This is a genomic window from Labrys miyagiensis, assembly GCF_030160835.1.
GTDB classification, from domain to species: domain Bacteria; phylum Pseudomonadota; class Alphaproteobacteria; order Rhizobiales; family Labraceae; genus Labrys; species Labrys miyagiensis.
In genome coordinates this window covers 62,850-75,157 of record NZ_BSPC01000028.1, presented here as the reverse complement: position 1 = coordinate 75,157, position 12,308 = coordinate 62,850, and the positions used below count along the sequence as shown (strand labels likewise).

Here is a 12,308-nt window from a genome sequence, read left to right as displayed (position 1 = left end):
TTAGCGCGACCATCTTGCGACAGTGGTGCATTACCCCGACCGAAGCAACCGCACGGCCTCGTCGCGCTCGAACAGATAGAGCAAGGCGCGCAACGCTTCGCCGCGGGGCGAGGTGAGCTGCGGGTCGCGCGCCAGCACCAGGCGGGCATCGTCATTGGCCGTCGGCAGGAGATGCCGGTGCACGTCGAGATTGGCCACCTTGAATCCGGGCATGCCGGATTGGCGCGTGCCGAGCACATCGCCTTCGCCGCGCAGCTTCAGGTCCTCCTCGGCGATGCGGAAGCCGTCCTCGGTCTCGCGCATGATCTCGAGCCGCTTCTTCGCCACCTCGCCGAGCGGGCCCTTGTAGAGCAGGAGGCAGGTGGACTTGTCCGAACCGCGACCGATACGCCCGCGCAGCTGGTGGAGCTGGGCGAGGCCAAAGCGCTCGGCATGTTCCACCACCATCACCGTGGCCTCCGGCACGTTGACGCCGACCTCGATAACCGTGGTAGAGACGAGGACGCGCAGATCGCCGGCAATGAAGCGGGCCATCACCGCATCCTTGTCGGTGCCCTTCATCTGGCCATGGAGCAGGCCGACCTTGTCGCCGAAGATCGAGGCGAGATGGTTGTAGCGATCCTCGGCGGCGGCGACATCGAGCGTTTCGGATTCGGCGATCAGCGGGCAGACCCAATAGGCGCGAGCGCCGGTCTGCAGCAGGCGGCCGAGGCCGCTGACGACCTCGCCAAGGCGCTCCAGCGAGATTAGGCGGGTATCGACCGGCTTGCGCCCCGCCGGCTTCTCGCGCAGGGCCGAGGCATCCATGTCACCGAAATAGGTCAGCACCAGGCTGCGCGGGATGGGCGTCGCCGTCATCACCAGCACGTCGATCGCCGCATTCTTGCGGCCGAGGGCGAGGCGCTGATGCACGCCGAAACGGTGCTGCTCGTCGACGATGGCCAGGCCAAGATCGCGGAACTCGACCTCCTCCTGGAAGAGGGCGTGGGTGCCGACGACGATGTCGATCTCGCCGCTCCGGAGCGCCTCCTGCATGCGCGCGCGTTCCTTGGGCTTGTCGCGGCCGGTGACGATGCCGAGGCGTAGGCCCGCCGCATCCGCCAGCGGCCGGATGGTGGCAAGGTGCTGGCGCGCCAGGATCTCGGTCGGCGCCATCAGCGCCGCCTGGCGGCCACCCTCGACCATGGTCGCCATGGCGAGCAGCGCCACCACCGTCTTGCCCGAGCCGACATCGCCCTGGAGCAGGCGCAGCATGCGGGTGGGGCCAGCCATGTCGGCCCGGATATCGGCGAGGGCCGTCACCTGGCTCGATGTGAGGCTGAAGGGCAGGGCGGCCTCGATCTTCGCCGTGATCGCGCCCGTGCCTTCGACGGCAAGGCCGGGCAGCGCCTTGTTGCTGGCGCGCACCATGGCGAGCGCCAGCTGGGAGGCCAGCAATTCGTCATAGGCGAGACGCAGGCGTTCGGGCGCATCGAGCGCCACCGCTTCAGGCGTCTGCGGCGAATGGATGCTGGCAAGCGCCTCGCGAAAACCCGGCCAGTTCTGGCTCTTGAGCCAGGCCGGATCCTGCCATTCCGCAAGCTCCGGCGTCTTGGCGAGAGCCTCCTGCGCCGCCTTCTGGATCTGGCGCGGATAGAGACCTTCGGTGAGCGGATAGACCGGTTCGATCAGCGGCAGCGCCTTGAGTCCGGCTTCGTCGACCATGCGGTCGGGATGCGCCATCTGGCGTATGCCATCGAACAGTTCGATCTTGCCGCTCACCCAACGCTTCTGGCCGATCGGCAGGGCGTTCTCGATCCAGGCCGTCTGGGGCACGAAGAAGGCGAGCATCAGATCCGCCGTGTCGTCCGAGCAATAGACGCGGAACGGCCCTCGGCCCGTACTGGGGATATAGCGCTCCGGCGTGACGGCCACCATGACCAGTACTTCGAAAGGCGCATCGATCAGCTTGGGCCGAAGACGCCGGTCGAGCACGCCGGAGGGCAGATGGAACAGCGCATCGATCACCCGCGCACCCACGGGCTCCGTCCCACCCAGCAGGCGCGTGAGAACCTTGACGAGCTTGGGACCAATCCCCGGCAGCGAGGAGACGGAGGCAAAGAGGGGATTGAGAATCGTCGGACGCATGCAAACCTCAGAGGCGCACTTTAGCTTCGTCTCTTCGGTTGGCGTACCCCGATCGTCAAGCAGCCGTGCTGAGTGGCCGTGCCCGCTCGATGCGCTCGAGCTCGTGAGGGTCGTGCATGGCGATCCACAGATCTGTGCGGCGCTGGACGTTCAGCCAGAAATCAGGGCTGTTGCCGAAGAGGCGAGCCAGAATCAACGCCGTCGCAGCCGTTACTGCTCTGCGATCGTTGCATAGTTCGTTGACATGCTTACGCTGCACACCCATGGCCTCCGCCAGGGCGGCCTTCGTAAGGCCAAGCGGCTGCATGAATTCCTCCACGAGGATCTCAGCGACTGTGGCGGGCTTGCGTTTTGTCGTCAGCATTGTCCCCTCCTGACGCCTTCAATCTCGTATCAGCGGCGGCATTTCACTTTGAATGTTTCCTCCGCCATTCCAACTCTCTATACAGCGTCGCAAGGGATTGAGAACATGTCCGGAACGATACGCACATCAGATGAGCTGGATCCGCGTCGTCGGCGCATCGTCTACCGCGCCTGGCATCGCGGCTTTCGCGAGATGGATCTGATCATGGGCCGCTTCTGTGATGCCGTGATTATCGATCTCACCGAGGGCGAGGTCGGCGAATTCGAGCAGTTGATCGACGCCCAGGACCATGATCTCTACAGCTGGATCACTGGCGCGGAGCCGGTTCCCACCCAATATGATACCGAGCTCTTTCGCCGCCTGCGCGAATACCATTCTCCCATGAAGCCGATGTTTGCATGAAAGCCGCTGACCACCTCGCCCAGGGCGGCCATCTCGTTTTTTCCAATTGCGCCGACGGCCAGGACGGTCTCGTCCTCGCCGACCTCGCGCGCGCCCTGACGGCGCAGACCCGCGACCGGCCGGCGGCCATGCTGCATATCGCGCGGGACGGCGCCCGTTCGGCGAGCCTCGAAGCCGCCCTGCAGTTCTATGCGCCCGAGATCGACGTCGTGACCTTCCCGGCCTGGGACTGCCAGCCCTATGACCGCGTCTCGCCCAATGCCGCCGTGATTGCCCGACGCATGACGGCCCTGTCGCGTCTGGCGACGACGCGAGGCGGGGACAGGCCGCGGATCGTGCTCGCCACCGTCAACGCCGCGCTCCAGCGTGTGCCGGCTCGCGATCTCATCGCGGCTCAATCCCTCTCGGCGGCGCCTGGCAATGCCGTGAACATGGACAGGCTGGCGGCCTGGCTCGAGCATAACGGCTATCTGCGCTCCTCCACCGTGCGCGAGACCGGCGAATACGCCGTGCGCGGCGGCATTCTCGATCTCTATCCGCCGGGGCTGCCAATGCCGGTGCGCCTCGACTTCTTCGGCGACACGCTGGAGTCGATCCGCAGCTTCGATGTGGAGACGCAGCGCTCCTCGGCGCAGCTGCGCATGCTCGACCTCGTGCCGATGAGCGAAGTCCAGCTCACCACCGAGACGATCAAGCGCTTCCGCCAGGCCTATCTCGCGGAGTTCGGGGCGCAGACCCGGGGCGATCCGCTTTATGAAGCTATCTCGGAAGGGCGCCGCTATGTCGGCCTCGAACATTGGTTGCCGCTCTTCCACACCAGGCTCGACACGCTGTTCGACTATCTCCCCGGCGTGCCTGTGGCCCTTGATGCGCTGGCCGAGGATGCGGCTGGCGAGCGCCTGGCGCAGATCAAGGATTATTACGACGCCCGCCGCGACGCCCTGGGCAAGCCGGGCGAAAGCGTGCCCTACAAGCCGCTGGGACCGGATAGGCTCTATTTCGGGCCGGAGGAATGGCGCCGCCGCCTCGATGAATCGTCACTCGTCCGCATCACGCCCTTCTCCGCGCCGGGGGCGCCTGGACGGGAAGTTGTCGATTGTGGCGGCAAGCAGGGCCACACCTTCGCCGCCGAACGCGCGGCGGAGGATGCCAATGTCTTCGACGCCGTCATCCGCCACATCCGCGACCTGCAGGGTGAAAACAAGCGCGTAATCGTCGCCGGCTGGACGGATGGCTCCCGCGAGCGTCTCGGCGCCGTGCTCTCCGACCACGGCCTCACCCAGGCCAAGCCGGTGCCGGACTTTGCCCGCGCCCTGGCTCTGCCGAAATCGGAGATCGCGCTCGGCATCCTGCCGCTGGAGACCGGTTTTACGACCCGCGATCTCGCCATCATCTCCGAGCAGGACATTCTCGGCGACCGGCTGGTGCGCCGCACGACCAAGCGGAAGCGTGCGCAGGATTTTCTCACCGAGATCGGCACGCTCTCGCCCGGCGACGTCGTCGTCCATGTCGAGCACGGCATCGGCCGCTTCGTCGGCCTGCAGACGGTGACGGCGGTCGGCGCGCCGCATGACTGCCTCGAGATCCACTATGCCGGCGGCGACAAGCTGTTCCTGCCGGTGGAGAATCTCGAACTTCTGTCGCGCTACGGCTCGGAGGATGCCGAAGCCCAGCTCGACAAGCTTGGCGGCCGGGGCTGGCAGGAACGCAAGGCGCGCATGAAGAAGCGCATCCGCGAGATGGCGGGTGAGCTGATCAAAATCGCTGCTGCCCGTGCCCTGCGCGAGGCGCCCAAACTGGTGCCGGCCCAGGGCATCTATGACGAGTTCGCGGCGCGCTTCCCCTATAGCGAGACCGAGGACCAGCAATTCGCCATCGATTCCGTGCTGGATGATCTCGCCTCCGGCCGGCCGATGGACCGCCTCGTCTGCGGAGATGTCGGCTTCGGCAAGACGGAAGTGGCACTGCGCGCGGCCTTCGCCTGCGCTCTCGCCGGTCGGCAGGTCGCCGTCGTCGTGCCCACCACGCTGCTGGCGCGCCAGCATACGAAGACCTTCGCCGACCGCTTCAAGGGTCTGCCTGTCAAGGTCGCGCAGTTGTCCCGCTTCGTCTCGGCGGAGGACGCGCGCAAGACCAGGGCCGGTTTGGCCTCCGGCGATATCGACATCGTTGTGGGTACGCATGCGCTGCTCGCCAAGACGATTTCCTTCCGCGATCTCGGCCTCCTGATCATCGACGAAGAGCAGCATTTCGGCGTCGGCCACAAGGAGCGGCTGAAGCAGCTGCGGGCCGAGGTGCATGTGCTCACGCTCTCGGCGACGCCGATCCCGCGTACGCTGCAGCTGGCTCTCACCGGCGTGCGTGAGCTGTCGATCATCGCCACACCGCCGGTCGACCGCCTGGCCGTGCGCACCTTCGTGACGCCGTTCGATCCCGTGGTGCTGCGCGAGGCGCTGATGCGCGAGCGCTATCGCGGCGGCCAGAGCTTCTTCGTGGTGCCGCGCATCGAAGATATCGCCGACGCCAAGGCGTTCCTCAACGAATACGCACCGGAGGCCAAGGTCGCCATCGGCCATGGCCAGATGGCAGCCGGCCAGCTCGAAGACGTGATGACGGCCTTCTACGAGGGCAAATACGACATCTTGCTCTCCACCACGATCGTCGAATCCGGCCTCGATATCCCCACCGCCAATACGCTGGTCGTCTGGCGCGCCGACATGTTCGGCCTTGCCCAGCTCTACCAGTTGCGCGGGCGTGTCGGCCGCTCCAAGACGCGAGCCTACGCCCTGTTCACCCTGCCGGCCAACCGCACCATCACGCCCGGTGCCGAACGCCGGCTCAAGGTGCTGCAGTCGCTCGATACGCTCGGCGCAGGCTTCCAGCTTGCATCGCATGACCTCGACATTCGCGGCGCCGGCAATCTGCTCGGCGACGAGCAGTCGGGTCATATCAAGGAAGTCGGCTACGAACTCTACCAGCAGATGCTGGAAGAGGCGGTGGCGGCACTGAAGGATGGCGGCGTCGAGACCGAGGTCGAGGAGCAGTGGTCGCCGCAGATCACCATCGGCACGCCGGTGATGATCCCGGAGGATTATGTCCCGGACCTCACGCTGCGCCTTAGCCTCTATCGGCGCCTGTCCTCGCTCGACACCGATGCGGAGATCGATGCCTTCGGGGCCGAACTTACAGATCGCTTCGGCGAGCGCCCGGCCGAGGTCGACCAACTGCTGCGGCTGATGTCGATCAAGGCGCTGTGCCGCCGGGCCAATGTCGAGAAGGTCGATGCCGGCCCCAAGGGTGTGGTCGTCTCCTTCCGCGAGAACTCCTTCGCCAATCCCAACGGGCTGGTGCGCTACATCGCCGACCAGGGCTCCTTCGCCAGGGTGCGACCCGACATGCGGATCCTGTTCCAGCGCGATTTCGAACAGCCCAATGATCGCCTCAAGGGCACCGCCGTCATCCTCAAGAACCTCGCCCGCATCGCCGAGACCAAACAGGCCGCCTGATCAGGATCAATCATGGGTAAAGCAGCTTATTCTTCCGTCGAGACGCCGGCTGTTCTCGTCGATCTCGATATCGCCGAACGCAACATCATCCGCTTCCAGGCCTATTGCGACGAACATGGCCTGAAGCTGCGCCCCCACATCAAGACGCACAAGCTGCCGCGCCTGGCACGCTTCCAGATCGAGAAGGGTGCGGTCGGCATCACCTGCCAGAAACTGTCGGAAGCCGATGCCATGACCGACGGCACCGGCATCGACGACGTTCTCATCACCTATAATCTGGTGGGAGAGGCCAAGCAGGAGCGGCTGAAGGCGCTGGCCGGCAAAATCAAGCTGCGTGTCGTCGCCGACAGCGCAGCCGTCGTGGAAGGGCTCTCGGCGGCGATGAACGGCTCCGGGCACAAGCTCACGGTGCTCATCGAGTGCGATACGGGCGCACGGCGCTGCGGCGTCGCCACGCCGGAGGCGGCAGCCGAACTGGCGGGGCGGATCGCGTCCTCACCCAACCTGCATTTCGGCGGGCTGATGACCTATCCGCCGGTGGGTGGAACCGAGGCCGTGCAGGAGTTCATGACGAAGGCGAAGTCCTTGATCGAAGCCTTTGGCACGCCTGTTGAAACCATCACCAGCGGCGGCTCGCCCGACATGTGGCGCGCGCATGAGGCGCCTGTCGTCACCGAATATCGGCCCGGCACCTATGTCTACAACGACCGCTCTCTCGTCGAACGAGGCATCTGCGGTTTCGACGACTGCGCGCTGCATGTGCTGGCGACCGTGGTTTCGGTGCCTGATGCACATCGCGCCATCATCGATGCCGGGTCGAAGGTGCTGACCTCCGATCTGCTCGGCCTGACCGGCTATGGCCATGTCGTCGGCCGCCCCGATATCGCCGTCGACAACCTCTCGGAAGAGCATGGACGCCTGGTCAGCCGGGAGCCCGTCGGCTTCAAGGTCGGGGATCGCGTGCGGATCGTGCCGAACCATGCCTGCGTGGTCGCCAACATGCTCGACGCTGTGGTGCTGACCCGTGGCGAAGATGTGCTGGGCCCGGAGCCCGTGGTGGCGCGCGGCAAGGTGTGGTGAGCAGGCTCCTGGGATCGCAGGCATCCTTGCCTGCTCTTGGAAGCGCTGCGTTCGACAGAGAGGAAGAGCAGGCAAGGATGCCTGCGATCCCAGGGTGTCAGGCTGCGCCTGCCAGTGCGTGCACCCTGCTGTGGTCGCCATTGTTTGCTGCCTGCTCGCTGCCCGCAAGAGCTGGCGATTGCCCGGCGGCTCCATCCGCACCATCCCCAAAGCGCGCGCCCGTGATCCTGATGCCGTCTTCCGCCGGCTCCACCGGATAGAACGTCGTCACCCAATCGTCGAGCGAGACCGGATAGGAGAGGTCACGGTCGGAGATATCGAAGCCCACCAGCGGTATCTGTTCGCCGCGTAGAGCGAGATGGCCGCCGTCCTCCACCACGGTCTCCAGTATGGTCGATTGCTCGCTGCCTCCCGCCCGGACCTGGTTCGGCAGCAGGAAGCCGCCATCGCCAGCCGCCAGCATCGGCACGATGCCGATCTCGCCCAGCACGGCAAAATGCTGCACGGGGCAGGGAGCCTGTGGCAGCGCGACGCTGCGATGAGGTTCGCGCGCCAGGCTGGCAATCCTTTCAAGCTTGCGACCGCCGAAGAGACCCTCGGCAAGCCCGGCCTGCAGCGCCAGATCCGGCAAGATCACATGGCTGACGGCATGCATGTTCATCTGCACCGCGAAGACGGTCGCATCGAAGGCTTGGTGCAGGACGAGCTGGCAGCCGGCGACCAGCCAAGCGACCATGCCGCTCGCAAGGCCGGCCAGGCTCGATGGCGCCATGGGGGAGAGCAGGCGCGACTGGCGGGAAAGGCCGATGCCATCCACCAGGATGGCAGCAGCGGCATGCCATTCCCGGTGATTGCGCGCGATGACAAAGGCGCCGTCCGGGTCGCGATCGACGGTCATGATGGCGAGGCTGTCTTCCGGCCGCTCGCGGCGCGACAGCCGTGTGATGGCCCCGGATTTGGGAAAACCGATACAGTCCTCGAAGGAAACGGTGCCCCCAGGCAGATCGGCGCCGAAGGCGCCAATGAAGCGGATATCGGCGATCGATTCGTCGACCAGATGGCGCAGCGGCCGCAGCGGCTGCTCCTGTCCCATCTTGCGGGCGCTCAGGATGGCCTTGGCGTTCAGCCGCTCGGCCAGCGCGACGATCTCGCCCGGGACATAGTCCACCGGCACGATCGCCGCCACCAGGCCGGCCCGGATGCAGCCCATCAGGGCGATCAGCGTATCCGTAACGTTGAGGCCCTGGATGCAGACGACGGATTCGCTCGGCAACCCCATCTCGAAGAAGCGGCCTGCCACTGCCGACACGGCGGTATCGACCTGGCTCCAGCTCAGCCGCCGCGGCGCGCCATCGGCCCACAGGGGGCGGTCGGGCGCATCGATCAGAGCCAGCAGATCGCCGTAACGCTGGGCATTCTGCCGCAACAGAAGGTCGAGGGTCGGGGGAGCCGTGCCGATCCTAGATGAGCTGTTCGACGTCATGGGGCCTCAGGGCGCTTTCACATGAGCAAGAATCGGATCGGATGCAAGTGTATCGCTGTATGCCCCCAAAGCCATAGCGGGTTTATCGGGCCGGGTCGTCTTGTTCCACCGCGCAATCCACATCCTGGGCGCATGGAAAAGGGGGATCGCATAATTGCCCGAGATCAACAGCCGATCGAGCGCCCGCACCGCGGCCACGAAATCCTCCTGGGTATCCGCCGCCAGCAGAGCGTGGATCATCGCATCCACGGCAGGACTTTTCACACCGGCAAAGTTGAAGCTGCCGGGCTGATCGGCGACCGCGGAGCTCCAGCGGAAATTCTGCTCCGTGCCCGGCGAGAGCGAGGATTGCCAGGCAAAAGGCAGCATGTCGAAGTCGTAATTCTGCTTGCGGCGCTGGAACTGCGCATCGTCGGTCATCCGAATATTGACCTCGACGCCCAGAAGCTTGAGGCCGTCGGCATAGACGAGAGCGATGCGCTCGGTACCCTTGTCCGGCACCGTAATTTCGAAAGTCAGCGGTTTGCCGTCCTTCTGAAGCTTGCCATCACGAATGGTCCAGCCGGCCTGCTGCAGGACGCCGAGTGCCTGGTGCGCCACCTTGCGGTCGCGTCCGGAACCGTCACTGACCGTTGGCCGCCAGGTTCCAGCCATCACATCGGGGCTCACCATGCCGACAAAAGGGGCGAGCAGGGCCTTTTCGCGCTCGTCGGCGGGAAGACCGCAGGCGGAAAGGACGGAGCCATCGAAATAGCCGCAGGTGCGTGTGTAGAGGTTGGCGAAGAGACGCGAATTCGCCCATTCGAAATCGAACATCATGCTGAGGGCCTGCCGCACCCGGACATCGGCGAAAACAGGCCGCCTTGTGTTGAAGACCCAGCCGACCGCCGGCTTGGGCAGGCCGTTGGCGATCTCCTGGCGGATCACCCGGCCGTCGCGCGCGGCGGGAAAATTGTAGCCCGAGGCCCAGTTCGAAGCCTCGTCCTCGGGGCGGACGTCATACTGGTCCGTCTTGAAGGCTTCGAACATCGTGACAGGGTCGCGATAATAGACATAGCGGATGCGGTCGAAATTATAGAGGCCGCGATTGGACGGCAGGTCCTTGCCCCACCAGTCGGGATTCTTGCGGAAGGTGACGCTGTTGCCCGGATCGATGCGGTCGAACATATAGGGACCTGAGCCGATCATTGGTTTCAGGGTCGATTTGTCGAAGCTCGCGGCATCGACGGCGTGCTCGGGCAGCACGGGCATGGCAGCCATCAGCATCGGCAGTTCGCGGTTGCTGGCATCCTTGAAGACGAAACGGATGCGATGCGGATCCTTGATGACGATGTCGTCGATCTGGCTGTAGGAACTGCGCGCGCCGGGCCGCCCCTTCTCCCTCAACAGCTCGGCCGAGAATTTCAGATCTTCCGCCGTGACAGGCACCCCATCGGAGAATTTCGCGCGGGGGTCGAGCGTGAATTCCACCCAGGACCGGTCCGGCGGCGTTTCCACCGTTCGCGCGATCAGCGGGTAGAAGGTGAAGGGCTCGTCGAAGGAGCGCGCCATCACCGTCTCGAAGACGAATATGTTCGTGCCCGGCGAAGGCGAGCCGTTGACGATCAAGGGATTGATGCTGTCGAAGGTGCCGAGCATCGGATAGCTGGCGCTGCCACCCTTGGGTGCGTCAGTGTCGACATAGGGAAAGGCCGTGAAGTCGGGTGGCAGGGCGGGATCGCCGCGCATGGCGATGGCCGGCTTGGGCTGGGCGCAAGCAAGGGGTGCGGCCAGTAGCGATGTCGCCACGACGATGCCGAGTAGTACCACTCGTAGGGAAATCGACATCTGCATCGTCTTCCGTCGCAACCAGATGCCTGCCAGATCGAATCACATCGGATTTGAGTGTATATCCGGGGTCGCTGCGTGGCCGCCTAAAGAATTTGGCCGTGCGGTCGAGCGACGCTAAAGGCGGACTATGATTCCCGGCAACAAATTTCTCTCCATACTGAAAAGCATCGCCAGCGATCGCCGCCTGGCTTTCATGCTGGCGCTTGGATTCAGCTCGGGACTGCCATATTTGCTCATCGTCTCGACACAGTCGGCACGGTTGCGGGAGTCCGGAATCTCGCTGACTGACATCGGCCTGTTCTATTATGCCTCCTCGCCCTACAGCCTGAAATTTCTGTGGGCGTCCTTCATTGATCGCTTGGACCCGCCCTTTCTGAGGCGCTTTTGCGAGCGTTGGCGTGGCTGGATGCTGCTGGCCCAGTTGGGGGTCGCCATCGGCCTTCTGGGCCTGGCCTTCAGTGATCCGGCGAAGATGTTCTGGGCCACCGCTGCATCCGCGATTTTTACGGCCTTTTGCTCAGCCAGCCAAGACATCGTGATCGACGGTTGGCGTATCAACATCGTACCAAAGGAAGAACAGGGGGTTATGCTGGCAGTTGCCCTGCTTGGGTATCGTCTCGGTGTCCTGTGCGCCGGTGCGGGCGCGCTCTATATTGCGGATTTCGCCAATTGGCGGATAGCGTATCTTTGCATGATGCTGATGATGCTGATCGGCATAGTGGCCGCATTGTTCACCCCGGCGCCGCAGCGGATCGAGACCCATTCGGATGACGTTGCAATCGTCGGGACTCTCACAGAAAAACAACCATCGGCAAAAGGACTGCCCCCTAAGAACTCATGGCTTGAGTCTTTCCTTGAGCCGCTCGGCGACCTATTCCAGCGTTGGAAATGGATGCTAATTCCGATCCTTCTGTTGGTCGCCATCTATCGCTTGCCCGATTTCATCTCGGGCACGATGAACACCCCACTCTATATCGACCTCGGGTTCTCCAAATCCGAGATCGCGAGCGTGACCAAGGTCTTCTCTTTCTGGATCACGATTGTGGCCCCCTTCTTCGCGGGCCTATCGATCTGGCGCCTGGGGCTCATGCCAAGTTTGCTGATCGGCGGAATTGCGGCAGCTTCATCCCATCTGAGCCTGGCCTTGCTTGCTGCACACGGCGCAGACATTAGTCTGCTCACGCTGGCTGTGAGTGTTGAAAGCTTGGCGGCGAGCTTCGCTGGCATTGCTCTCGCTGCCTATATGTCGTCGCTGACCTCCCCAAGATATGCAGCCAGCCAGTATGCCCTGTTGAGTTCCCTGTATGCATTGCCTGGCCACGGCCTTGCTGGGATATCCGGCGCAATCGTCGATACGATTGGCTATCCCGCCTTCTTTATTTCGACATCCACTATCGGCATACCCGTCGCCGCGCTCTGCGTGTTCATCTGGCTTGCTGCCGCCAGACAGTCCAACGCTTTGCCAAGGGGCGCGGAAGCGCGCCGGGGCGAATCCTGAAAGAACGATCTGAACTTT

Annotated in this window: 8 protein-coding genes; 4 read left to right on the top strand and 4 right to left on the bottom strand. The window is 64.2% G+C overall.

Translation table 11 applies throughout. From position 1 onward, the window contains the following. Positions 1 to 30: 30 nt before the first annotated feature. Positions 31 to 2,127 carry an ATP-dependent DNA helicase RecG gene (recG, locus tag QQL24_RS16615; protein WP_284313409.1) on the bottom strand — a complete coding sequence of 699 codons (2,097 nt, stop codon included), beginning with the start codon at positions 2,125 to 2,127 and terminating at the stop codon, positions 31 to 33. A 55-nt stretch (positions 2,128 to 2,182) separates the two neighbouring features. Continuing rightward, positions 2,183 to 2,491, bottom strand: coding sequence for a HigA family addiction module antitoxin (locus tag QQL24_RS16610; protein WP_284313408.1), 309 nt, complete (start codon positions 2,489 to 2,491; stop codon positions 2,183 to 2,185). Between the two features lie 105 nt (positions 2,492 to 2,596). Between QQL24_RS16610 and QQL24_RS16605 the strand changes: the two genes are divergently transcribed. The 3 genes from QQL24_RS16605 to QQL24_RS16595 are packed head-to-tail and all read left to right on the top strand — an operon-like array spanning position 2,597 to position 7,479. Beyond that, positions 2,597 to 2,893, top strand: a complete 297-nt coding sequence (locus QQL24_RS16605; protein WP_284313407.1) for an FAD assembly factor SdhE — start codon at positions 2,597 to 2,599, stop codon at positions 2,891 to 2,893. Continuing rightward, positions 2,890 to 6,399: a transcription-repair coupling factor gene (mfd, locus tag QQL24_RS16600; protein WP_284313406.1), complete on the top strand. Its 3,510-nt coding sequence runs from the start codon at positions 2,890 to 2,892 to the stop codon at positions 6,397 to 6,399. Before QQL24_RS16605 ends, mfd begins: the two co-directional genes overlap by 4 nt. A gap of 12 nt (positions 6,400 to 6,411) precedes the next feature. Next, the gene (locus QQL24_RS16595; protein ID WP_284313405.1) at positions 6,412 to 7,479 is read left to right on the top strand and encodes a D-TA family PLP-dependent enzyme; all 1,068 of its coding nucleotides are present in this window, start codon (positions 6,412 to 6,414) and stop codon (positions 7,477 to 7,479) included. Between the two features lie 97 nt (positions 7,480 to 7,576). On the opposite strand, the gene QQL24_RS16590 is transcribed toward QQL24_RS16595, so the two are convergent. Beyond that, positions 7,577 to 8,962, bottom strand: a complete 1,386-nt coding sequence (locus QQL24_RS16590; RefSeq protein WP_284313404.1) for an AMP-binding protein — start codon at positions 8,960 to 8,962, stop codon at positions 7,577 to 7,579. Positions 8,963 to 8,968: 6 nt separating this feature from the next. Further along, entirely contained in the window at positions 8,969 to 10,789 is a 1,821-nt protein-coding gene (locus QQL24_RS16585) for an extracellular solute-binding protein (protein ID WP_284313403.1), read from the bottom strand. Between the two features lie 130 nt (positions 10,790 to 10,919). On the opposite strand from QQL24_RS16585, the gene QQL24_RS16580 reads away from it, so the two are divergent. Further along, positions 10,920 to 12,290 carry an AmpG family muropeptide MFS transporter gene (locus tag QQL24_RS16580; RefSeq protein ID WP_284313402.1) on the top strand — a complete coding sequence of 457 codons (1,371 nt, stop codon included), beginning with the start codon at positions 10,920 to 10,922 and terminating at the stop codon, positions 12,288 to 12,290. Positions 12,291 to 12,308: the final 18 nt, after the last annotated feature.

Coding starts and splice junctions, on each gene's coding strand:
- QQL24_RS16580 (WP_284313402.1), top strand. CDS start 10,920: ATGATTCCCGGCAACAAATTTCTCTCCATACTGAAAAGCATCGCCAGC.
- mfd (WP_284313406.1), top strand. CDS start 2,890: ATGAAAGCCGCTGACCACCTCGCCCAGGGCGGCCATCTCGTTTTTTCC.
- QQL24_RS16590 (WP_284313404.1), bottom strand. CDS start 8,962: ATGACGTCGAACAGCTCATCTAGGATCGGCACGGCTCCCCCGACCCTC.
- QQL24_RS16595 (WP_284313405.1), top strand. CDS start 6,412: ATGGGTAAAGCAGCTTATTCTTCCGTCGAGACGCCGGCTGTTCTCGTC.
- QQL24_RS16610 (WP_284313408.1), bottom strand. CDS start 2,491: ATGCTGACGACAAAACGCAAGCCCGCCACAGTCGCTGAGATCCTCGTG.
- QQL24_RS16585 (WP_284313403.1), bottom strand. CDS start 10,789: ATGTCGATTTCCCTACGAGTGGTACTACTCGGCATCGTCGTGGCGACA.
- recG (WP_284313409.1), bottom strand. CDS start 2,127: ATGCGTCCGACGATTCTCAATCCCCTCTTTGCCTCCGTCTCCTCGCTG.
- QQL24_RS16605 (WP_284313407.1), top strand. CDS start 2,597: ATGTCCGGAACGATACGCACATCAGATGAGCTGGATCCGCGTCGTCGG.